This is a genomic window from Mesorhizobium sp. M0663 (assembly GCF_040320585.1).
Classification (GTDB): domain Bacteria; phylum Pseudomonadota; class Alphaproteobacteria; order Rhizobiales; family Rhizobiaceae; genus Mesorhizobium.
This window is the reverse complement of the sequence record NZ_JAMYPX010000024.1, coordinates 24,200-47,247: the sequence shown is the minus strand read 5'-3', so window position 1 is coordinate 47,247 and position 23,048 is coordinate 24,200. Positions and strand designations below refer to the sequence as shown.

The window sequence follows — 23,048 nt, the reverse complement described above, 5'->3', positions numbered from 1 at the left end:
TGGCGAGTTCGGGTAGCCTAGAAGCTCATTTTGGCAGATGCCAGATGATGATCTAAGCGCGTTCCTGGTAACTGCTATTCCATCGCGACGAGTTCAAAGGGAAGTGCTTTCGCAAACCGGCCCATGCCGTCGAGAATACGTTCTATTTGCTTCGGCATCGCGGAAATCACCTCGTCCCGAATGTAGAAGATCCAAGGATCGCCGCCGGATGTCGCCGCCAGGAAGAGATAGGCATCTGCCTTGGGGGGCAACGTGCTCGCCATGTTCTCGATGCGGACGATGGCACGTTTCCGGGGCTCACATTCGGTCGCGGAACTGAACGCACCGGGCTGGGGGTTGAAGGCATCGATGAATGCATCTTCGCTTTCCCAGAAAGCGACGTTGAGGAAGGCCACCCCATCGGTGCTGGGATGAAGCAGCCCAAGTTCACGCAGTCCTGGCATATCCACCCCCTCGACCCGTGTGAGGTACTCCGTGATGAAGCCGGGCTTTCCGCGCGGCCTCTCCTCCTCGTACGCGGCGAGGAAGTCCTCGACATAATCCTTCTTCGCTACTCGCCTGATCAGCACGATCACCGCCATATGAACCTCCCTTTGAGCAAAGCGCACTCCGACAGGGCAGCGCCAAGCCACCTACCCGGCCTTGGCGTTAAACCACTCCGCATTGCTGATCTTTCCCGCGGCGTAACGATAATTAGCCTCCAACCGGCGGCGCGCCTGTTCCTCCGTCGGTGCCGATGCGGCTTCGAGACGGAGCTTGCGCGCCATCTCGGTCCGCGGCATCGCTCGAACAGTGAATGCGTCTCGCCCGAGCAGATGGCTGGATAGGACGACAATCTCGTAGTCCTCAAAGCGCGGAAAATTCGGATCGTGGGGGCATAGACGATCTACCGACCCGCCAAAGCGCCTGAACCCGCAGTCGAAGACTTCAACGACGTCCCAGTGTTTCTGTTCGTCGTCCATTGGCGCATCTGCCCGCATCGAAAGGGCCGCACCGCAATACGGACATCGATACTCCTCAAGCTCGGTTTCCAGGCTCTCGATCTCTGCCTGCAGCTCGGCAATCGCAGTTCCGTTCGCCAGACGCTCGAGCTCGGCTCGAGGATGAGCGGAATATAGGTCTGGGCGTACGGCGCGCAGGATCTGGATGGCGGCTTGCATAGCGTCGACCTGGCTTGTGTCCACGGCGAGCTTGTCGGCGAGAGAAGGACTGAAATCGGACACTTGCTTCTTGGTGACGCCGTGCCAGACCGGAATAATGCGGATGTCCTGGTCGACCTCCCGGCTGACGAGGCTACGGAGCTCGTGCTGGGTCCAATTTCGGGAGATGAAAGCGGGGCTGACGACGACGATGCCAAATCTTGAGGTTGCGATTCCTCGGTCGATCATTTGCGAAATGCTGTCGCCTAGCTCCATGGAAAATTCGTCATACCAGACGGCAACGCCAAGCCCGCGCAGGGCCTCGGCAAGTGGCCTGACGAACGTCGCCTTGTCCGGCGAAGCGTGGCTTATGAACACGTCTGGCTTGTCGATCACCACGTGCGCCCCCGACCCCTCATCTCAGTCCCTCGCTACGCGGTGCCAGTGCGATTTGGACCTCAACCGTTGGCACTTCCAGCAGTGGCCGTGGCAGCGCCCCGGGCGCGCCAGCGGCCCGTTTGACAAGCTCCGCGTAGGCGTCGCCGACCCGCAGAGCGAGTACGTCGTAAGTAAGCCAGTCTGCAAGTGAGCGGGAAGCCACGGCCACCACATTTCGCGATAGAGCTGTCCCCGATCCCTTGTACTCTGAGAGGTCGCCGACCAATGAGGCAGGGATTACCGGAACTCCGCGTCCTCCAAGAGGGGGCCCCAGGAAGAAATATACGCTTGAATGGGTCTGCTCTTGCAGGTGAAGTCGCTGGTCGCGGTCGATCTTGAAGGAGTCAAGCCAGGCGGTTTGCTGACGAACCTTGTTATTTCGGTAGAGACGCTTGGCTTGAACAAGCGTGACCCGCCGGCCGAGCGAGACGCCGTTGATTCTTGGCTCCACGATCAGGCACAAATCGGCCGAGAAGCTTTTTGCTTTCTTGATGCCTCTCGCACCTTCCCTCTGCGCGATCAACATTGCGGTATTCCATACTGACCGCGGCACGATGCGGCGCGGCAGCGGCGCGAGCCAACGATTCAAGTGCCTGATCCAGGTCAGAAAAGCGAAGTGCGAGCTCTCGGAACAGCGAGGAGAGTAGTCGATCCTCACCTTCGCCGCCGTGATTGTGATATTCTTGGGCAACCCTCGCTTCAACGCGTGAGATCGTCTGTTCGATCAGACGTTCCACCGCGCGATCGCCTAGCCAGGTACGCGCAGGCTCATCGGCGGGCGCGGCTCCCCCATCGAGCGTGACCAATGACTGGAGCAGACTTCCACCGGGTGGAAGTGTTCCCACTTCAAGTCGCTCGCTGAACTTCGCCGCCCTGACCGCGCGAGCCGCATATTGGACGAGGCGGACAGGATGTCTCTCGAGTTCGAGGAGGGCGGAGCGATCTTCTGGCTGGGCAAGGGCGACGGCGGCAAACTGGGCAAGATCGGCTCCTCGACCACCCGCGGACCAAAGCAACGCTTCAATGACCGCCTGCCTGACTTGCGGGTCATTGCCAATTATCGCTCGCAGCCTATCCACAAATGCCGCGCGAGTTTCCGCCGGACGGCTGAGCAAACCGTCATCCCGCCATTCAGTTCCCTGCCCAATGAGCTCGAGCAGTAAACCCGCAACGTTACGTACCTTGGCATGTGCCTCGATTTCCCGGGCCATCTCGACGCGTCGATCGATGGTCGACTGAGATTCTCTTGAGCGATCGCCCACCCGCTCAAATGTAGCATGCAGACCGGCATAGTCAGGTCGCACATGAAGGATCGCTTGCAGTGAGACCCAGGGCGTCCATCCCATGCCACGACCAAGCGCGCAGAACAGAGACGTTGCTAGTCCTCTCTCGTCACGGATTCCGCGTTCAAGAAACGCCGCGATAAGTAGACGGGCCTCCGCGAGCGTCTCGGGCGCAAGTTCGTCCAGCACCTCCTCCAGTCGAAAGGTGTAGCCTTGCGGAGTCGCGAGTGAAGCCGCGAGTCGGCTAGCCAGGAAACGCTCGCATCTAAGCTTGGGGAAAGTGCGGAAAACAGACGATGGCTGATAAGTCTGGAGCGCGCACTCGACTAGTGGTTCGACGAAGGATGGCCAACGCCGCTCGACATGGGAAATCACGCGGGCGCGGAACGTGTCGACGTCAATACCAGTCCACCCGAGCTTCTCAATCGCACCAAGCAACTTCAAAACGACCTCAACATCGATGTGGGAGTCAGAGGCTGCATCCGCCAAAGCGGATGTTGCCGGCTCCAGCTCATCAGCGCCCAGATCACGGTGGTTTCCAATGTTGATGCGACGCCGAGGTTTTGGCCTCGTCCGTTCCGGAAAGAGATGGGCAATCACTCCGCACAGCACGTCAAGCTCGGTGGTCGCTGTATCCTCCGCTGCGTTATCTTTTTTTGGCGTCATGCTCGGCCTTGTCGCTCACCCTATTCGGACGTCGCTGAATTAACATGTACTCGCGCACTGACGACCGTCGAACATGACACCGCATTCAGCGGCCGCGCCGATCGGGATCCCTGTACGCACCCGACTTGCTTCGATAATCGTGCCCACGCTCATTTCAATCAGACTCTTGCCCACTCATTCATGAGGTGAGCCGGAAGTCTGATTTTGCATAACCGATGCTGCTTGATGCATGCGCGAATATTTATGGGCATTCTCGTTGCGGCGATCGTTATAGTCGCCGCACAAGGCATACATCGCCTCTTCCACCTGCAGGTTGCTCCAGTCCCACTCGTCGTCCGTCCAATGAGCATCATAAAGGCCATCGAACCGATAAGCCCCCCGATCTTCATGGAAGACGATCAGCCCAGCGGCCCGGAGCTTCACGTTGGGATCAACAAGGAGTCCTGCGCGGTTTAGGGCGCCATCGTCCGTGCCGGCGCCCTCAAATCGCGGCAGGCGATAGATGGGCGCTCCGAATGCGCCGAACGCCATGTGCCATAGAGCGCCGCTGACACAGGCGCCGCCCATGTAGTCATCGTAGAAGAGCGGGGCCAGCGTGTACTTTCCTTGCGATGGCGGAGGTAGCCGGAGGAGATTCACGAGCGCAAAGGTCGGGCCGCGTTGAAATTGTGCGTTTTTGAAGTTCCCCGCGGCCTTGCCGATCAGCGTCTCGATGCATTTTCGAACCGACCAGGGATCGTAGGTCGCATCCGTCCCGTACCGCCGATGCGGCGCGATTTCACCCTCAGTCATGGCGACCCTGCGCCCCTCCTGGACTTGCCTCTCAAGTTCGATCTGAAGGTTCATGCCTTCATCCAGCATTTCGGGCAGTCGCTGGGGAGCGTCGGCAATATCCAGCGATTTTACCTCAATGAAAAACTCAAGATGCTGCTCCTTGCCGGCGTGAACATATCGAAGGTCACAAGCAAAATCCGGCCCGGCATCTTCCGTCTCGGTTAGCTTCCTAATGGTGAGTGCCGTCCCGCATCTCTCGCGAAGCAGACGGCAGACAAGCGCTTCGGAATAGACATCAAAGACCTGTCTATAGATTTCGTGCCGAGGCTGCTTGGTGACCGTCGTCAGCTTCTTCAACATGTCCTTCACGAAGATGCGCATCGTCGCATCCGAATGCGCCTCATCCTCAATACGCCGCATCTGTCCAAGATCGAAGCACTGCAAAGTGTAGTCGCGCGATATGCCGCTATGAAGATGGTGCTCATCGATCAATCGGGCGCAAAGAGGATAGGCGTGGCGACGTGATCGGTCGTAGAGGTCCAAAAACGACTGCTTGAAGTTGGACTTGGCGGTTGGCGCGGCTAGGAGGGCTAGCATTTCGGCGGTAAGCGATTCTAACGCTTCATCCTGGTCTCGAATGGCGCGCTGCCGGATTACGTCGAGCCAATCCTTTTCCAGGAAGGCAAAGGCGTAGTCCTTCTGGCCACGAAAGGCAGTGAGATGTTGTTCAAATGCAGTGCCGAGATCTGTCGAAGTTCCGTCCCCGATCGGAATGTTGGCGAACAAGTGGCTGCCCTCCCTTGATGATAGCCGTCTTTGCACTTTCGCGACCGGGCGTGCACGGAGCAAGCCATTCAGCGTAGAACCGGCCATTTCGGTATTGGCAACTACTCGTTTCGCCTCCTCGTGCGTGTTGAGGCTGAACTCGCGTCGACCTCGTCAGGCCATTTTCGACGGTAGCCTAGTGGTTGAAAAGTGTCAGAAAACTGCGTATATTTCTGACAAGGAGATGGCCATGCAACGGTTAACCGAACAGATTCTTGCGCATGCCGAAGGGCAGCCGGAAGGCACACCCGTGGCGGCTAAGAGCTTGCTCCACCTCGGTAATCGAGCTGCCGTGGATCAGGCCTTGTCGCGTCTGACTGAGCGCGGTCAACTGATCCGGGCCGGTCGCGGCGTTTATCTCCGGCCCGTCACAAGCAGGTTCGGCACGAGGGCTCCCTCCGTCCAGCAGGCGGTCGAGGCGCTCGCCAACCAGCGTGGTGAAGTCATCGTCCCGAGCGGGGCGGCGGCGGCTAACACGCTCGGCCTGACGACCCAAGTGCCGGTTCGGTCGGTCTATCTGACCTCCGGCCGCAGCCGAACGATGAATCTCGGTAAGCAGGTCGTCGAACTTCGTCACGCTCCGCGCTGGCAGCTCGCCTTGGCTTATGAGCCGGCTGGCCAGGCGGTGCGGGCGCTGGCTTGGCTTGGGCCGGAGAAGGCGGAAGCCGCCTTGAAGACATTGAAGCAGAAGCTCCCGCCGTCGACCTTCAGCGAACTGGTAGCAGCAGCGCCACAGCTTCCGACCTGGCTCGCGCGCAGCGTGGGAAAGGCGGCGCATGGCTGACGCCTTTCTCCACCTTCCGGTCGCCGACCGCCGCGAGGCGCTGAGCGTCGCGGCCGATCAGTCGGGACGCCCAGCGCACCTTCTCGAGAAGGATGTATGGGTGGTGTGGGCGCTCGCAACGCTCTACGGATCGGCGCTCGGTGAGCATCTGGTGTTCAAGGGTGGCACGTCACTGTCGAAGGCCTATGGGGTCATCCGGCGGTTTTCCGAGGACGTCGATCTGACCTACGACATCCGGGCGATCGCGCCCGACCTGGTGGGCGACAACGGCGAGGCGCTGCCGAAAACTCGCAGCGAGGAGAAGCGCTGGTCGAGCGAGGTGCGTAAGCGCCTGCCGGAATGGGTGGCGGGGGCCGCACAGCCGGTCATCGCGGACGCGCTGGCCGCGCAGGCGTTGGTCGCCACGATCCGCGTCGAGGGCGAGAAGCTGTTCATCGACTATGAGGCTACCGCGACAGGCTCCGGCTACGTGGCGCCAAGCGTGATGCTGGAGTTCGGCGCTCGATCGACGGGCGAGCCGGCAAGTCTGCGGGATATCGCTTGCGACGCATCGGGCCTCGTCAAAGGCGTGGTGTTCCCAACGGCACGGCCCCGCGTGATGCACGCCGAGCGAACCTTCTGGGAAAAGGCGACGGCGATCCACGTCTTCTGCCTGCAGGAGCGGCTCCGCGGCGATCGCTTCGCGCGACACTGGCACGACGTCGTGCGGCTGGATGAGGCCGGTCTAGCGGAAACGGCTTTCGCGGATCGCGAGCTGGCGAACGCTGTCGCGCGCCACAAGGGCATGTTCTTCGCCGAGAAAGCTGCTGACGGTAGTCCGATCGATTATGTGGCCGCTGTGAATGGCGGTTTGCAGCTTGTGCCCGGCGGCGATGCCTCCAAGGCGCTGCAAGAAGACTACGGCCGTATGGTCGAGGACGGGTTGCTCTTGGACGATGCCGAACCCTTCGAGGCGCTGATGGCGCACTGCGCCGATATCGCCGCGCGGGCCAACCGCGCGGGCGCATAGAAGGGGGAGGCGAATGCTAAGTCGGGGATCGGAATGGCGGAGGTGGGAGCCGCATATTCATGCACCGGGCACGGTGATGAACAACCAGTTCAGCGGCCCCACAGCCTGGACTGACTATCTCACCGCACTGGAGAGCGCCACGCCGGTCATCGAGGCGATTGCCGTCACCGACTACTACGTCACGGATACCTATGAGGATGTGCTGAGGCATAAGGCCGCCGGCCGGCTGCCTGCCATCAAGTTGATCTTCCCGAATATCGAACTCCGGCTCGACGTGGCCACGGCCAGGGGCGGGTTCGTCAACCTTCACCTGTTTGTCAGCCCGGAGGATCCAAAGCACGTCGAGGAACTGCAGCGACTGCTGTCGCGACTGCAGTTCAACGTTATGAAGGACCGCTTCGACTGCACACGCGCGGACCTTATCAGGCTCGGCAAGAAGGCCGACCCGAACATCACCGTGGACAACGCGGCGCTGGCCTATGGAGCCAACCAGTTCAAGGTCAATTTCCAGAAGTTGCGCGAGGTGTTCTCGGAGAGCGGATGGGCGAAGAAGAACATCCTGATTGCGGTCGCGGGCGGCGCGGCCGACGGAACGTCGGGCGTGCGGGAGGCTGCGGACCAGACGATCCGACGCGAAATTGAAGGCTTCGCGCATGTGATCTTTGCCAGCAGCCCGGCGCAGCGCGAGTTCTGGCTCGGCCGAAGGGATCTTGCGCCTGATGAAATGCGAGCCCGATACGGTGGGTTGAAACCTTGTCTGCATGGGAGTGACGCCCACAAGCTCGACGATGTCGCCTCGCCATTCGGGGACCGGTTCTCCTAGGGTGGGTTGGAGTTCGATGCCCTGCGCCAGGCGTGCATCGATCCGGGCGGCCGCGCGCATGTCGGCGCCGAACCGCCGGCATCGGCAACGCCGTCGCAGGTTATCTCGGGAATCGAGATCCTTGATGCGCCGTGGATGACGACGCCGGTCATTCCGCTCAATCCTGGGCTGGTCGCCATCATCGGCGCGCGCGGCTCCGGCAAGACCGCGCTGGCTGACATGATCGCGGCGGGGTGCGACTCGATCTCGGATGAGGCGTGGAACGCCGAGGAATGGGCCAATCCCTCTTTCCTTATCCGCGCTCGCCCCCTTGTTGGCGACGGGAAGGTCAAGGTGAGTTGGGCGTCTGGAGAACCGAGTACCCGCGCACTCGATGGTTCGGATGCGAACGGGCCGTTCAGCTATGAGCGCCTGCGGTATCTGTCGCAGCAGTTCGTGGAGGAGCTGTGCTCGTCCAGCGGGCTGACCGACGGCCTGCTGCGCGAAATCGAACGGGTGATCTTTGAGGCCCATCCAGACGATGCTCGGGACGGCACGCTGGACTTCGCCGAGCTTCTCGATCACCGCGCGTCGCGCCACCGTCTCGCGCGCGAACGCGAGGCTGAGGCCGTGTCGCAGATTTCCGAGCGCATCGGCACTGAGCTGGAGAAGGAAAAGCTGATCGCGACCTACGAAGGGCAGGTCGTGCAGAAAAAGAAGCTGGTCGACGCCTACACGGCCGATCGTACGAAGCTCGTATCGGCGGGCAGCGAGAAGCGAGCCCAACGTCACACCGAGTTGGCGGGAGCCGCAAACCAGATCCGAGCAAAGCTGCGCCAGTTCGCCGGCCAGCGGCAGACCTTCCTGGCAATGCAGGACGAGGTGAAGGACCTACGGCGCAACCAGGCCCCTGAAGCGCTGAGGCAGGCCCAGTCGCGCCATACCCACAGTGGCATGTCGGTAGAGCAATGGGCGTCGTTCCTGCTGGACTACAAGGGGCCTGTCGACAACGACCTCACTGGCTATGTGAAATGGGTCGACGGCGAGATCGCCAAGCTCAAGGGATCGCCGCCGGCCCCAAGCGATCCGAACACGCCGTACTTTCGTGACGACGCCGATCTGAGCACGCTGTCTCAGGCCGTGCTCGAGGCGGAGATGGCGCGGTTGGAGAAGCTGGTCAGCGCTGACAAGGAGACGCAGCGGCGCTACACGGCTCTTTCGGGGAGCATCGCGACCGAGACCGCGGCGCTGCAGACGCTGACCGATAAGCTGAAGGATGCCCAGGGCGCCAGAGAGCGCGCGCGTGAGACGCAGCGCGAGCAGGCCTATGGCCGGGCCTTCGACGCGCTTGTCGCGGAGCAAACGGTGCTGGAAGACCTCTATTCGCCGCTCATGGCGCGGCTCGCTGCCGCGTCCGGCACGCTGAAGAAACTCTCCTTCTCCGTCACGCGTGTCGCCAATGTGGAGCAATGGGCGTCAGAGGCGGAAGACGGTCTGATAGACCTCAGGAAAGCCGGCGCGTTTCGGGGAAAGGGAACGCTGCTGCAGAAAGCAAATGAGGTGATGAAGGACGCATGGGAGACGGGGGATTCACACGCCGTCGTCGCCGCAATGGCGGAGTTCCGACGGCTCTATCAAAAGGACCTGCTGGATCATTCCCCGGTCGCGCACACTGACCAGACGGAATTCCGCGCCTGGTCGAAGCGCTTTGCGCAATGGCTGTTCAGCACCGATCATATCGCGATCCGCTATGGGATCGATTACGATGGTGTCGACATCCGCAAGCTGTCGCCGGGCACCCGCGGCATCGTGCTCCTGCTCCTCTATCTAGCGCTGGACGACAGCGATAACCGGCCGCTGGTGATCGACCAGCCCGAGGAGAACCTCGATCCCAAGTCGGTTTTCGATGAGCTGGTCCACCTTTTCATCGAGGCGAAGGTCCACCGCCAGGTCATCATGGTCACGCACAATGCAAATCTCGTGATCAACACCGACGCGGACCAGATCATCATCGCCGACGCGGGACCGCATCCGCACGGCTCCCTGCCGCCGATCTCATACAGGTCGGGCGGATTGGAGAATGCAGATATCAGAAAGGCGGTCTGCGACATCCTAGAGGGTGGCGAAGGCGCATTCCAGGAGCGAGCGCGAAGGCTGCGCGTGAGGTTGGAGCGATAAGGGTGGACGTCAACGATTTGGTTGTGCGCCCACATTTTGAATCCGCTGGCAAGCGCTGTGTCGGCGACGGCGATCCTTGTCAGCGCGGAAGGGGTGCCGGCCGAAAGAGTGCATATTCACCATTTAGACGATCCCCCATGCGCGAAAACTCCCCTTCCCCGTCAACTCACGCAGGTTGAACGCGCCGACGAGATCGAGCGCGCCCTGTCGCGAGACCTTCAGCTCCTCCTGGATCATGCTGGTCGACACCAACGGTCGCGACAGCACGAGGTTGAGCAGCGCGGGGAGTTTTGAGGTGGCGCGGCGACCGCGGAGCACGCGTTCCATCTGTTCCTTGGCGAGCAGGAGACGGTCGTGCTCCTTCAGCCCGGTGCTCGCCGCCTCGTATATGGCGTCGATGCAGGCAAGAAGGCGATCGGTCCGGTTGCGGGCGCGCCGGCGCTCGCGGGGAATCTTTTGCGCGCCGAGATGCAAGCATGGCAGATGATGGACGGCAGGGCCTTCCTGGCGCATCAGAGCAGCCACCAGAAGAGGTCCAATCCAGTCACCCCGCTGAAGTACCTCTATGTCATTCCAGGCATCGAGCAGCAGCGCGGCACGCAGCACGACAGGCAGATGCCGCGTCCGATCCAGCGCATCGCGCCATTCGGCGAGCCGGCCGCCCTCGTTCCAATCCTCGTCAAAAAACACCGACAGCCGGTTATCGTCTTGCGGAACCCGCCGCAGCGGCACGGCGGCGCCGCTGAGGATTTTGGACGAACGCGCCAGCAACGCGTCGATCTCCGCGAATTGCCGCGTCAGCGCATCGTCTTCGGGCACCTCAGCCGCCGTCGCGGGCGCGGCTTTCGTCAGCACGCCCCCCTCCCCTTCCTGGCCATCTACCGATAGGTCCACGCCCGACCCATCCTGCCCCGTCAGCTCGCGCAGGCCTTCCCGCCCGAAGACCCAGTCGCGGGGCCGGGAGAGGATACGCCGTCGCTTGCGCAAGACGGCGTGTGCCCTGGTCAGTTCGTGGGTTGGTGAACGCTGATCCATCTGAGCATCGTGGAAGACCAGATCTTCAATGTGGACGAGCTCGCCTTCGATCCATAGCGCGGCGGTGGCGTCGTGGAAGTGCGAGCGCTCGATCCAGCCCTCGCGCACCGGCGAGCGTGCCAGGCGCTCATCGAGGCGCGCCAAAGCCGCGGTGTGGCTTTTACTTGCGGATTTCAATCCTGCGAATGTCATATCCGCGTTGGCTTTGGGTGGTATTGCGCGACTGATTTCTCGCTAAGAATTTCAATCATGGGGTGCCGCCTTGCAGAAGCTGGTGCAAAAGGGGCCTTCGGCCGCGTCCCGAACTGCGACCGACGACCACTGGTCGCAGGCGCGGCGGATAGCGAGCGAACTCGACAAGGTCCTCGATGGTTCCGCGCCGCGCCGATCGGCGATTGCTCGCGTAGCGGCTGAGCTGCAGTTGTCGACCCGTCAGATCTACAATCTCCTGGCGCGCTATCGTGACGACCGAACAGTAACGGTGCTCTTGCCGAAAACGGGCAACACACGCCGGAAGCGGTTGCCGTCGAAGATCGAGGAAATCATTGCTGCGACATTGCGCGAGCAGTGGCTTGTTCTGGAAGCGCCGCCGCTTGCCCCTGTCGTCGCCGAAATCCGCGCGCGTTGCGAGGAGGCCGGCCTTCGACCGCCGTCCTACATTGCCGCCGCGCGCCGCATCCCGGCTTTGTTCACGCCGGAAGAGATTGCCAAGGGGCGGTCAGCCAACCCGAAGCACCTTCGTCGCCTCAAGCCGCGGCCGGGCTATATCCATGCCCCGCGCCCGCTCGACGTCTGTCAGATCGATCACACGCCGACCGACATCAACTTCGTCGAGGTGGTCGACGGTGCCGGCATTTTCGTCGGCCGCGCCTACCTGACCATCCTCACCGACGTGTTCTCGCGCTGCATTCTGGGTTTCTGCCTGTCCCTGGAAAAGCCGTCTTCCCTCTCCGTCGCACTCTGTCTTGCGCACGCAATGTGCCCGAAGGAGCAGTGGATGGCCGCACGCGGCCTTGACCATGACTGGCCAATGCTCGGCCGACCACGCCGACTCGTCACGGACTCGGCCAAGGAGTTCAAGGGGCGGGCGTTTCAGCGCGGCTGCGACGAATACGGCATCGGCATCCGATATCGTGACCGCGGCCGCGTCCATCAGGGTGGTGTGGTCGAGCGTCTGCTGGGCAAGCTCAATGCCGTGCTTGCTACGCACCCGGGATCGACCGGACGATCGGTGGCCGACCGTGACGAATATCCGTCTGAGAAACGTGCTTGCCTGAGCTTTGCCGATCTCGAGCGTTGCGTCGCGCTTGCTGTCGTCGATCACAATCTCCAGGAGAACGCCAAGACGCTAAAAGTGCCGCTTACCGAGTGGCAGGCACACGCGGTGGATAATCCGCGCTTCAATGACGACGCGCATGACGTCCTGCTGACGTTTCTGCCGGGTGCCGAACGGCGCCTGACGCCGCAAGGCATCAGCATGTTTGCCCTGTTCTATTACGCGCCATGGCTCGGTTCGTTCGTTCCCGAACGCGACCGGTTGGGCAAGCTGGAGATTCGTTACGATCCGCGCGACATCAGTCATGTCTATGTCCGCGACCCCGCAGGTGTCGCCTTTCGCTCGGTCCGGCGCCGTGACGGGATTTTGACGCCGGTCACCCTGTGGGAGCACGAAAGCGACCGCGCCAACCGCCGGATGGCGAATGCCCGGTCGAATGTCGAGAAGGTCCAGCTCCGCCGTGAGATTGCGTCCGTTGCCGGAACCGCCTGACGACGGGCCGAGAGTGGAATGTGGCCTAACCGATCGATCATCGCCATCGAGATGCACTCGGCGCCGGATCGGACGGCGACCACCGCCGCCTTGGTGAGGATGGCGACGACCTCGCCGATCAGGCCCTCCGAGAGCGAAAAGATCTTGCGCGCCATTTCTTCCTCCGACAGGTCGGAGCTTTTGGCGAGCGGCAGGGCCGCCTCGAGACTGTCGGGGAGCGCCAGATATTCTTCGCCATAGCGCCACCGCGGGACCGCGCACAGCTCGAACCGGCTCGCCATTTCATCGGTCGCATTGATAAAGTCATAGACGGCGACCTCACCGATCAGCACCGGCGAGATGTCGTGAATCCGGCCAAGCCGACGCAGGAAGGCGAAGATCGCCTCGACGTCGCGGGTGCGGCCGCGTAACGCGTTGTGGAATTCGTCGAAGATCAGGATTCGGGGCGCGAGGCTGGCGAGCAGGTGATCGAGTTGCGCAGCCTTCCGACCAACATTGCGGACGTTGCCGATCGGCGCTTTCAGCGCCTGAAGGACGGCAATGGCGCCGGTGCCGCCGGCCCCGGTGGAGCACCCGGTGCGTCAAAAGCGGCGGCTGCCGATCGAAGAATGGTAGCGCGTGAATGGCCGATCATCTTCTCGACCATGTACGGCCCTATCTCGATGGAAACATCGAGGAGCGGATCGCCTTCATCCGCTCGCCGCGCTGGATCGGCCATCACGCGGCGCTGGACGCTCATGAGCGGTTGGCCGACTTGCTTTCCCGTCCGGCTGCACTGCGCACCGGCGGCCTGATGCTGATTGGTCCTTACGCCAACGGCAAGACGATGGTCGCCGAGCGATTCGCAATCGAGCATTTGAGGATGTCTCCGACGCAACGGGTCTGGATCGTGCAAACCCACGAGGGCGCAGGGCTTGCCCATTTCTATGTCAGCCTCATAAGGCTTGGAAGCTCCCGCCGCATGGCCAGCGCGAACGGCGTTGCGCAATTCCGTCTTCTTGTGAGCCGGTGCGCGAAGTCCTGCTATAGCGGCTATGACCGGCATGGCCGAGTTCGCGATCGAAGTGCAGTCGCACTACCGGGAGATTCATTCCGACCGCTGGCCAGTCGTGGTCGTGCCGCAAGCGGATGAGCTGCTATCGAGCTGGCTCAATCGCCTGGCGTTCGCCAATGGCATCGCACCGCGCCATTTTGCCGACGTTTTCGGGATAGACGGCGGCATGTGGTCGGCGCGGCTCGATCTTGCGCTGCCGGATGGCGCGGCGCGCCTGCTTCATCACTATTCCGGAGTTGCGCGAGACACTTTGGCTGCAATGACCCTTGCGCAGGATGAGCGCACGCGCCTCCTGCTACCACTGCGCCAGACCGGCCCCCGAGGGCGCTCGACCTGGCTGCAATTCTGCCCTCAGTGCCTCACCTCCGATTTGGCGCCTTACTTCCGCCGGCGGTGGCGGATGGCGAGCAGTATCTCCTGCCCGATGCACGGCTGCGGGCTGCGTGACCGGTGTCCGTCTTGCGGCAGCGGCACTGCAGCATTTAATCAATCGGGCCTTATTCCGCAGCATCATTGCGCCACTTGCCATTTCGACCTGAGAACAGCCGCGAAAGTCAGCGTGAAAGCGGCAACGCGGCGTTTCGAGCGCTGCCTTCATGACATGCTCCGCATGGAGGCCGCCAAGGGCTTTCTCGCAAAGAGTTCGCTGATCGCGCGACTCCTCAGCCTTCCGACGGCCGTTGATCCCGGCTCGGCCAGGACGCTGATCAACCTATCTTCAGCCGCGCGCATCCGCTGTTTCGACCAAATAGCAGAAGAATGTCACGATCATCTGACGGCCGGGACGGAGGCTTTCGAAATCATCTTCTGGCGTCAGCGCATTCTCGCCGCCGGTAGCCTTGCTGCAGCCTTGCAACCGCTCTGCCAGTGGATGCGCAAGCGTGTCATGATCGAGGACGAAGCTCCCCAAAGGACGATTGATATCCAGGGCGTCGATCTTTCTGCCCCGATTGGCGCTTATCGACGTGTTAGAGAACGGCAGTTAGGTGGTCATGGTACCAGAGCATATCGGCCTGTTGGAGGCCGAGCTGACATATCTGGCGTTTGATTGACAGACAGTGGTTCAGGCTGTGTCGAAATGCGATTTTGAAAGAGACGATGAGATTGACCGTATCCGTGCCCGCCTGGAATCGCTGGCTGCGGAGCGACGAGCCCTTGAAGCAAGACTTGTCGAGCTTGATCAGCCACAGGCACTGCTCCCCTTGGCGGACCTGTCCGCGCCTTTCGCCGAAGCCGCGCCGGTCACCAATGCGTCAACGGCGGTAGACAAAATTGCTCTGTTCCGCCGCCTATTTGCTGGCCGATCGGACGTGCATCCGGTCCGCTGGGAAAACAGGAAGGCGGGGCGGTCGGGCTATGCGCCGGCCTGCGCCAATGAGTGGGTGAAGGGAATCTGCGGCAAGCCGCGGGTAAAATGTGGCGAATGTCCACATCAGGCCTTCATTCCGGTCTCCGACGACGTAATTGAAAACCATCTGCGTGGCGCGACCGGGTCGCGACGCGGCTCCGAGAACTTCGTTGCCGGGGTCTACCCGCTGCTGCTCGACGAAACCTGCTGGTTCCTGGCGGCTGATTTCGACGGCGAGAGTTGGTCCGCGGATGCAATCGCCATGATGGAAACTTGCGATGCCAAGGGCATTGATTCCGCGCTCGAGCGGTCGCGGTCCGGCAATGGCGGGCATCTCTGGATTTTCTTCTCCGAACCGATCCCGGCGCGCTCCGCGCGACAGCTCGGCTCCCTCCTCGTGACCGAGACCATGGAGCGACGCCCGGAAATCGGCTTTGCTTCTTACGACCGCTTCTTTCCAAGCCAGGACACCATGCCTATTGGCGGATTCGGGAACCTCATCGCCCTTCCGCTGCAGCGGCGCGCGCGGGAACAGGGCAACAGCGTCTTTGTCGATCGAGATCTGCGTCCCTATGCCGACCAGTGGGCGTTCCTGTCGTCATTGCCGCTTCTGCCCGCCGACGCGGTGAGCCGCTTGGTAGACGAGGCGGAGATGCGGGGCCGCGTGCTCGGCGTGCGATTGCCGGTCGAGGACGAAGCAGCGGATGAGCCCTGGCGGATGACGCCTTCCAGGCGTGCTCCGATCGTAGTCACCGAGCCGCTGCCGGACCGAATCAAGATCGTGCTCGCGGATCAGGCCTATGTCGAACGCACCGGCCTGCCCGCCACCATGGTGGCGCGGCTCATTCGGTTGGCTGCTTTCCAGAATCCGGAGTTCTATCGCGCCCAGGCCATGCGCCTGTCGACCTTCGGCAAACCCCGGATCATTTCCTGCGCGGAGGTGCATCCGAGTCATGCCGGCCTGCCGCGCGGCTGTCTGGACGAGGTGATCGGCCTGATCCGGAATCACGGCGGTGACGTCGACCTGGAGGATCGCCGGGAATCGGGAGCTTCGCTTCCCGAAGGCACACGGTTTCTCGGCGCGCTGAGGGGCAGGCAGGTCGAAGCCAATGAAGCGCTGGCGGCGCACGACTTTGGCGTGCTAGCTGCCGCCACGGCATTCGGCAAGACGGTCGTCACCGCGGCACTGATCGCGCAGCGCGCCCGCAACACGCTGATCCTCGTGCACCGCCGAGAACTGCTCGCCCAGTGGGTCGAACGTCTGAAAGCCTTCCTCGCAATTGACCCGCAGCATATCGGCGTCATTGGCGGCGGGCGCCGCAAACCGACAGGCATTATCGACATCGCGCTTATCCAGAGCCTTGTCCGGCGCGGCGAAGTTTCGGATCTGGTGGCCGACTACGGCCATCTCGTCGTAGACGAGTGCCATCATCTGTCCGCAGCAAGCTTCGAGCTGGTGGCGCGGCGCGCCAAGGCGAAATACGTCCTCGGCCTGTCGGCGACTGTCGCGCGCAAGGACGGGCACCATCCGATCATCTTCATGCAATGCGGACCGGTCCGGTATCGCGCGAGTGCGCGCCACCAGGCAATCGAAAGCACATTGAGCCACCGTGTCCTGGAACGACCGACCACATTCCAGCTTCCGCTTTCCCTTGCGAACATGGAACGCCCCTCGATGCCAGCAATCTATGCCGCGCTTGCTGTGGACGAGCCCCGCAACGATCTGATCTTCGACGACGTGCTGAAGGCGCTGGAAGCGGGGCGGTCGCCGGTCGTGCTGACCGAACGGCGGGATCATCTCGAACGCTTGCAGGCGCGATTTGCCAAGTTTGCTCGCAATCTCGTGGTCCTGCGCGGCGGCATGAAGGCTGCGGACCGCAATGCGGCCGAGGCTGCCCTTCGCATATCGGACGATCAGGAACGGCTCATTCTGGCGACAGGCCGCTATCTCGGAGAAGGCTTTGACGACCATCGGCTCGACACGCTGTTCCTGACCATGCCGATCTCGTGGAAGGGGACGCTCGCCCAGTATGTCGGGCGCCTGCATCGCGAACATCAGGGCAAGTCCGACGTTCTCGTCTATGATTATGTCGACGGGGCCGTGCAGGTTCTGGCGCGTATGGCCGCGAAGCGGCGGACCGGATATCGGACCCTTGGCTACCGTCTGGAATAGCGTCGGTCAGGGTCTATCGACGATGTTGCCGCGTTCGTGCGACGATATGGCGGTTTGGCTCTCCAAGGCCGTCCGGCCATGCCTATGCGCCCGGGCGCAACGCTTGGAGCAGCGGCTTGAGCTTGTGCTTGCGCCGGTGTTTTTCGATAAGCTTGTCGATCCTTTCGATCCAGTCGTCGAACCGGCCCGCCGCATCATAGGCGAGCACCGCCTTTTCCAGCCACTGCGCCGCCAGTTCGTAGAATCCGGCCTGGCCCGAATCCATGACGTTGACGGCCATGCGCTCGCAGACATCGATGACCCAGTCGGGATGGCTGGCGTGCGCCGCCTCGGCGAGGCGCATAAGAACCGTATTGGACGGATTGCGCAAAACGTTCTCGACGTCGACGGACCGCACCGCCTCGTCGATCCTGCCTTCGTTCAGGAAAATCTCGGTCCGGTCGTGAGCGTGTTTCGCCGCCGCCAACTTCGCGAGAAGGCGGGCGCGCATCGCCGTCCATTCCGGTCCGGCCAGGGTCTCGGCCGCCCGAAAATCATCGAGCGACAGACTGTGCTCGAAAGCGGCGCCCGCCGCCGTCAATGCGGGTTCTCTCCTGGCCAGCGCGGCGGCGCAATCGCGCAGCCAGCGCGCGAGACCGACAATCCCATAGGAGCGGTCCTCTTCCGCCTTCAGCGTCAGACCCCATTCGGCCAGTTCCAGCGCCTCGTCGATCTGTCCCGCCTCCTTCAAGACCTGTGAGAGCCGCAGAACCTCTTCGGCGGAGCGAAACTGTTTCCGGGCATAAGCGGCAGCTTCCGCGACACGTGCCAGCCGCACGAGCATCGCGGCATGATCGCCATGCCGTCCCGCCGCTCTGGCGAGGTTGAGAAATTCCTCCGCCCGCCCGCCGATATCGAGCACCCGCAGCCGGGCTTCCGTCAGCCGCTCCATGATCCAGTCGCCCTGGCCCGAGAGCGGCCAGGTTCGTCCCCGGCCGGCCATCACGTCCGCAAGACCGATCTCATCCCAGCCCTGTTCGAGCGCATCGATCGCGACCTGCAGATGGTCGTCGAGGCCGTAGCCGTCGAGTTCGCCCTGCCAGACATCGAGCCGCGCCATCAGGTCGTCGCGTTCGCCAGGTGCGAGATCGCTCATCAGGACCGCCTCGGCGATCAGTTGGCCGAGCACGGGAAAAAACTCGTGCAGCGTTTCGTCCCAGTCGGCCTGTTCGAGCCATGCGGGCACCAGGGCCTCGGTGACCGGCTCCAAAATGGCGAGGGCGTTGCGACCGTCACCCGCCTCGAGGAAAGGCCTCGCCTTGTCGATCAGCGCCGCGACGCCGTCCTCGTCGATCGCGGGGACATCGTCGCTCCAGCCGCGTCTTCGGGAATTGCGCCCCGACAGCAGCGCCTCAGCCTGCCGTCTGATCGGTTTCGGATCGACGGCGGTGCGGCGCGCACCCGCCAAAAATCCGTCCGGCGCGCCGACGGCCAGTTCCGCCTCGAGCCAGAGCACCAAGCCCGGATCCTCCTCGGCCCGGCTGATCAGCAGCGCCGCCAGCGCCGCCCGATCGAGGTCCCGGAGCATGTCCGCGAGCGGAAGCCTTTCCACGACCTCGCCCGGCTTGGCAACAAACTTCAGGAGCACGGCGACGACATGCTTGCAGGCGCCGCCCCAGTCGTAGGGGCAGGAGCAGCGTGTCTCGATCACGCCGCGCGTGTCGGCGACGCCGCCATCGCGGAGCCTGACCGACACGACGTAAGGCGCGAATTCGCTGCCTTCGACCTGCGCGGTCAGGACATCGCCGCGGCGCACGAGTTCGGAAACAGCCCCGCTGCGAAAGTAGCTTTTGCCGCGCGCGAAGGATTCCTCGGTGGCGAGGGCACGGATCGTGTCTTCCCCGAATGGCGGTGGCGTCATGGCAGCCCCTGCTCCTCCGCCTCTGCGTCTTCGCTGACAATGCCGAGCGCGCCGGACAAGTCGGCGAGCAGTTTTGCCTTGTCGAGCAGGCCGGCGTCCTCGAGCTTCTCCATGTCGGGGAGATCGCGCAGCGTCTCGAAGCTGAAGTGGGACAGGAAGGTCTTCGTCGTCACATAGGTGTAGGGCGCCCCCGGCTGCGGCGCGCGCGGTCCGGAAGCAATGAAGCCGGCGCCGCGCAGATTGCCAATGAGGTCGCGGCTGATCTCGCGGCCGAAAAAACCGGACAGCTCGGCGCGGGTGATCGGCTGGAAATACGCCACCGTCATCAGCACCAGCGCTTCCGATTGCGACAGGTCGACGGTCTGTTCGCTGACGCCCGAAGCGGCGCGGATAGCGTCTGAAAAAGCCGGCCGGGTGCGGTGCTGCCAGCCGTCGGCGACCGCCACCAGATCGTAGGGCCGGCCGCGCAGTTCGGCGCGGATGTCGTCGATCAGAAGATCGAGATTGCAGTCGCGGCCCACCATCCGCGCAAGAACCTCCCGCGACACCGGCTGGTGGGAAGCGAAAATGACGGCCTCGACCCGCCCCATCCATTCACGCCACCGAACCTCCGGCGGCAGGTGGTCGAGATCCCGGTCAAGCAACAGTCGTTGCCCATCCCCATTTCCTCGGCGAGCCTTCGTCGGACGCGCCGCCATCATCACAGCCCGTAGATGCGAAAGGTGGCGCGGCCGGACAGTTCGCGCACCGCGCCGAGACCGGTCAGCCGCTCGAACAGGCGCCGCGCGCCCCATCGCGACAGATGGGGCGTCTGCAGCGAGCCGGGCACGGCGTCCTCGTCGAGAAGCAACCTGATCGCCTCCCCCGCCCCTTTCGCCCTGAGCTTGGGCGCCGCCGCGGCAAGCCGGGCGGCGTTCCGGGCGATGTCGGCGGCCAGCCGGCAGGCCTCCACCGAGGCTTGCGCGACCGCGAGGCAGACCGCCCGCTCGAACTTTTGCTCCCCCGGCCGTATTTTTGCGCCTCGTGCGCCCTCGGTGCGAAAGGCTGACGAATGCACCTGCGCCATCAGGAGCGGCACCGGCCGCGGCCAGCGCAATCTTTGCGCCAGCGCCAGGTCGGCGAGCCACCAGCCCAAAAACGCCGCCTCCGGCCGCGCGGCGTGGACGTGCCCGGCGATGGCGGCGGCCATGAACGGCGCCGGCGGCGCGGACCGCAGCAGATCGTCCATGCGTTCGGGGATGGTCGCCAGCGCGCCATCCCAGCGGACCCCGAGCAAGTCGCAGATTCCGCGCAGGCCGTCGGCGTCGACCGCCGGCGAGCGTGAGGCCAGTCGTTTCTATGCCGCAAAAATGGCGCCGGAGGGGCCGGGATCGTCGCCTGGGCTGCGCAGATGCCAGGCGTCGCGCAGCGCCGCCTCGTCCTCGGCGCGGCCGGCGAGGCGCACGGCGGCCGCGGCGCATTTCAACGCCTGGCGCTGGCGCCAGGCGCCGGCCCAGGGCGGTGCCGCGCGCACCAGAGTGTCGAGCGCATGCAACGCCGCGCCGGCCATGAACGCCGCCTCCGCATCGCTTGTCACCGACCCGCGCTGGGTCGCCCAGCCGGGCACGGTGGGCGGCTCGCAGGTCGATGCAATCGGCGACATGGCGGGACGAATCATGGCGTGGACGATAACGCCATCGTGCGCTTTTCGCTAGCGATCCGGTGCAAAGCGCACAGCCTGTCGCAACGCTTTTATGTCCGATAAGCTTGCCTTATCGGACGTATGGCGGTAGCCTGCCAAATCATGGAAAATCCCCCGGCCAATGCCACCGAAAACGATCTCTCGGACGCCGACGATCTTGACGGCGATCTGCCCGACATCGTCGATCTGGTCATGGAAATGGGCTCATCGCCGGCGCGGCTGGAAGCCCTCGTCGAGACCGCGACGGCCTACGCCAAGGCCGCCAGTTCCGAGAACACGCGGGACGCCTACGCCAAGGATTGGCGGCATTTCACCTCCTGGTGTCGCCGGGAAGGATTCGATCCGCTACCGCCCTCCAGCCAGGTCATCGGTCTCTACATCGGCGCCTGCGCTGCCGGCGATCCGAAACGCGGCTTGCCATCGCTCTCCGTTGCGACGATCGAGCGCCGCCTATCCGGTCTCGCCTGGAACTTCACCCAGCGTGGCCAGCCGATGGATCGAGCGGATCGCCACATCGCCACCGTACTCGCCGGCATTCGCCGCAAGCACGCAAAGCCGCCGCGGCAGAAGGAAGCCGTGCTTGGCGACGACATCAAGGCGATGGTCAACACGCTTGGCCATGATCTGCGGGGCCTGCGCGACCGGGCGATCCTGTTGCTCGGCTTTGCCGGCGGCCTTCGGCGCTCCGAAATCGTCGGTCTGGACGTCGTGCGCGACGACCGCAGTGACGGCGCCGGCTGGATCGAGATTTTTGACGGCAAAGGCGTGCTGGTCACCCTGCGCGGCAAGACGGGATGGCGCGAGGTCGAGGTCGGTTTAGGAGCATCCGACCAGACCTGCCCGGCCGCCGCGCTCGAGAGCTGGATCCGCTTCGGTCGCATCGCGCGGGGTCCGCTCTTCCGGCGCATCTTCAAGGACAACAAGACCGTCGACACCGAGCGGCTTTCCGACAAGCATGTCGCGCGCCTGGTCAAGCAGACCACCCTTGCCGCCGGCGTCCGTTCCGATCTTCCGGAAGGCGAACGCGAGTTGCTGTTCTCGGGCCATTCCCTTCGTGCCGGCCTAGCGTCATCGGCCGACATCGAGGAGCGATATGTGCAAAAGCATCTCGGCCACGCCTCGGCCGAGATGACACGCAAATATCAACGGAGGCGAGACAGATTCCGCACCAACCTGACCAAGGCGTCGGGCCTCTGAGAAAGCCCCTCCCCTCCCCCGTTTCAGGCCGCCATGTAGAGATCCCGGAGAGCAGGATTTTCAGCTTAGCGTTTCAATTGAAATCGGGAAGTAAAACCGACAGCGCCGGATTGATCAGCACATTGCAATCGAGACGCGCCACGACACTCGGCACCAGCAGAATGACGCTGCGCCGTTCTAAACACCAGGTTTCGCCAAATCCCTTGCTCCCCGTCGCCGGCATCGTGTCCCAGCCGGGCAGTGACGGCTGCGAAAAGACCTCGTAGCTCAGCCCGCGCGGGATTGTGATTTCGATGTAGTGCTGGTTGGGCGGCAGTCTGCCGCTGCCATGCACCAGCTTTTCCAACAGGGCCGTCGAATAGTGCTCGCTGGCGTAGATGATAGGACTTCCGGGCGTGTTCCATCGCCCTGGCGCGATTGTCGAGCCGGTCGCGTCGAAGATCGGGTAGGTGCCGGCCGGATCGCCGATGCGAAAGGACGAAAGCGTGCGATGGAGAGTCTGCGCCGTCACGCAGCACTGCCGTACTTCAGACCTGCGAGGATCTCGACCACCATTTCGGCGCCGAACCCGCTCAGGATAACGACGTCGATCGGTCGCTTGTCCTCAATCATCGGGTGCGGCCGAAACAAGAAATCACGCGCTTCCTCTTCGTTCTGCCAGACATCGACAGCAAGGCTCCAGACGCGCGCGACGCGGGCCAATCGTGTGCCCTCGTCCGACGAGAGGCGATGTACCGCCTTGCGCCGCTCGTAGGTGGCCTTGGGGATCAGCCGGTATTTGAACTGAGCATCGCCAGGCGCCAGAAGATGCGCAACGAGCTCGAGCGCCCCGATGGGAAGTCCATTCTCGATCCGGGAGATCAGCCCGAAAGGCGACCGCGCCGCCACCTCTTTAACGGGCAGCCCCAACACGTCGGCGACATTTCCGAACGCTAGCATTTCACTCTCCATTCCACATGAGGCAAAAGATAGCCTCACTTGATGCACCATGCAA

General features: G+C 63.1%; 15 protein-coding genes and 4 pseudogenes. 8 read left to right on the top strand and 11 right to left on the bottom strand.

The features are described 5' to 3' along the window. Window positions 1-74: 74 nt before the first annotated feature. From NKI54_RS28215 to NKI54_RS28200, 4 genes are all read right to left on the bottom strand, one after another. Entirely contained in the window at window positions 75-581 is a 507-nt protein-coding gene (locus tag NKI54_RS28215) for an antibiotic biosynthesis monooxygenase family protein (protein WP_352692921.1), read from the bottom strand. A 51-nt stretch (window positions 582-632) separates the two neighbouring features. Then, the gene (locus tag NKI54_RS28210; protein ID WP_352692919.1) at window positions 633-1,538 is read right to left on the bottom strand and encodes a toll/interleukin-1 receptor domain-containing protein; all 906 of its coding nucleotides are present in this window, start codon (window positions 1,536-1,538) and stop codon (window positions 633-635) included. A gap of 413 nt (window positions 1,539-1,951) precedes the next feature. Then, entirely contained in the window at window positions 1,952-3,526 is a 1,575-nt protein-coding gene (locus NKI54_RS28205) for a hypothetical protein (protein ID WP_352692917.1), read from the bottom strand. Between the two features lie 174 nt (window positions 3,527-3,700). Further along, window positions 3,701-5,086 carry a hypothetical protein gene (locus tag NKI54_RS28200; protein ID WP_352692915.1) on the bottom strand — a complete coding sequence of 462 codons (1,386 nt, stop codon included), beginning with the start codon at window positions 5,084-5,086 and terminating at the stop codon, window positions 3,701-3,703. 229 nt (window positions 5,087-5,315) lie between these two features. Here NKI54_RS28200 and NKI54_RS28195 point away from each other — a divergent pair, with 229 nt between their 5' ends. From NKI54_RS28195 to NKI54_RS28185, 3 genes and pseudogenes are all read left to right on the top strand, one after another. Further along, entirely contained in the window at window positions 5,316-5,909 is a 594-nt protein-coding gene (locus tag NKI54_RS28195; protein WP_352692913.1) for a DUF6088 family protein, read from the top strand. After that, entirely contained in the window at window positions 5,902-6,918 is a 1,017-nt protein-coding gene (locus tag NKI54_RS28190; protein ID WP_352692911.1) for a nucleotidyl transferase AbiEii/AbiGii toxin family protein, read from the top strand. The genes NKI54_RS28195 and NKI54_RS28190 overlap by 8 nt, the downstream gene beginning before the upstream one ends. Window positions 6,919-6,931: 13 nt before the next feature. After that, window positions 6,932-9,898 (top strand): annotated as a pseudogene (locus NKI54_RS28185) (TrlF family AAA-like ATPase). Window positions 9,899-10,021: 123 nt separating this feature from the next. Here the strand turns inward: NKI54_RS28185 and NKI54_RS28180 are convergent. Continuing rightward, window positions 10,022-11,125 carry an RHE_PE00001 family protein gene (locus NKI54_RS28180; RefSeq protein WP_352692909.1) on the bottom strand — a complete coding sequence of 368 codons (1,104 nt, stop codon included), beginning with the start codon at window positions 11,123-11,125 and terminating at the stop codon, window positions 10,022-10,024. A 70-nt stretch (window positions 11,126-11,195) separates the two neighbouring features. Here NKI54_RS28180 and NKI54_RS28175 point away from each other — a divergent pair, with 70 nt between their 5' ends. Beyond that, window positions 11,196-12,701 carry a TnsB C-terminal domain-containing protein gene (locus tag NKI54_RS28175; RefSeq protein WP_502898259.1) on the top strand — a complete coding sequence of 502 codons (1,506 nt, stop codon included), beginning with the start codon at window positions 11,196-11,198 and terminating at the stop codon, window positions 12,699-12,701. On the opposite strand, the pseudogene NKI54_RS28170 reads toward NKI54_RS28175, so the two are convergent. Continuing rightward, window positions 12,695-13,240: pseudogene (locus NKI54_RS28170) on the bottom strand (TniB family NTP-binding protein); the annotation flags it as partial. The gene NKI54_RS28175 and the pseudogene NKI54_RS28170 sit on opposite strands and share 7 nt — an antisense overlap. A gap of 83 nt (window positions 13,241-13,323) precedes the next feature. Between NKI54_RS28170 and NKI54_RS28165 the strand changes: the two are divergent. The 3 genes and pseudogenes from NKI54_RS28165 to NKI54_RS28155 form a co-directional block, all read left to right on the top strand. Further along, window positions 13,324-13,644 (top strand): annotated as a pseudogene (locus NKI54_RS28165) (TniB family NTP-binding protein); the annotation flags it as partial. Window positions 13,645-13,744: 100 nt separating this feature from the next. Beyond that, a complete protein-coding gene (locus NKI54_RS28160) occupies window positions 13,745-14,803 on the top strand; it encodes a TniQ family protein (RefSeq protein WP_352692907.1) in 1,059 nt (352 codons plus the stop codon). Window positions 14,804-14,957: 154 nt separating this feature from the next. Further along, a complete protein-coding gene (locus tag NKI54_RS28155) occupies window positions 14,958-17,276 on the top strand; it encodes a TOTE conflict system archaeo-eukaryotic primase domain-containing protein (protein ID WP_352692905.1) in 2,319 nt (772 codons plus the stop codon). 82 nt (window positions 17,277-17,358) lie between these two features. Here NKI54_RS28155 and NKI54_RS28150 read toward each other — a convergent pair whose 3' ends face one another. The 3 genes and pseudogenes from NKI54_RS28150 to NKI54_RS28140 all read right to left on the bottom strand — a co-directional run bounded on the left by NKI54_RS28150 (window position 17,359) and on the right by NKI54_RS28140 (window position 20,818). Further along, the gene (locus tag NKI54_RS28150; RefSeq protein WP_352692903.1) at window positions 17,359-19,176 is read right to left on the bottom strand and encodes an SWIM zinc finger family protein; all 1,818 of its coding nucleotides are present in this window, start codon (window positions 19,174-19,176) and stop codon (window positions 17,359-17,361) included. After that, window positions 19,173-19,874 carry an SMC-Scp complex subunit ScpB gene (gene scpB / locus NKI54_RS28145; RefSeq protein ID WP_051409785.1) on the bottom strand — a complete coding sequence of 234 codons (702 nt, stop codon included), beginning with the start codon at window positions 19,872-19,874 and terminating at the stop codon, window positions 19,173-19,175. Before scpB ends, NKI54_RS28150 begins: the two co-directional genes overlap by 4 nt. Before the next feature lie 2 nt (window positions 19,875-19,876). Next, window positions 19,877-20,818: pseudogene (locus NKI54_RS28140) on the bottom strand (DUF1403 family protein). 141 nt (window positions 20,819-20,959) lie between these two features. Here NKI54_RS28140 and NKI54_RS28135 point away from each other — a divergent pair. After that, window positions 20,960-22,054, top strand: a complete 1,095-nt coding sequence (locus tag NKI54_RS28135) for a tyrosine-type recombinase/integrase (RefSeq protein WP_352692901.1) — start codon at window positions 20,960-20,962, stop codon at window positions 22,052-22,054. 73 nt (window positions 22,055-22,127) lie between these two features. On the opposite strand, the gene NKI54_RS28130 is transcribed toward NKI54_RS28135, so the two are convergent. Together NKI54_RS28130 and NKI54_RS28125 are read right to left on the bottom strand one after the other, a co-directional pair. After that, window positions 22,128-22,565, bottom strand: a complete 438-nt coding sequence (locus NKI54_RS28130; RefSeq protein ID WP_352692899.1) for an RES family NAD+ phosphorylase — start codon at window positions 22,563-22,565, stop codon at window positions 22,128-22,130. Next, on the bottom strand, window positions 22,562-22,993 hold the full coding sequence (locus NKI54_RS28125) for an antitoxin Xre-like helix-turn-helix domain-containing protein (RefSeq protein WP_352692897.1): 432 nt from the start codon (window positions 22,991-22,993) through the stop codon (window positions 22,562-22,564). Before NKI54_RS28125 ends, NKI54_RS28130 begins: the two co-directional genes overlap by 4 nt. Between the last annotated feature and the right edge of the window lie 55 nt (window positions 22,994-23,048).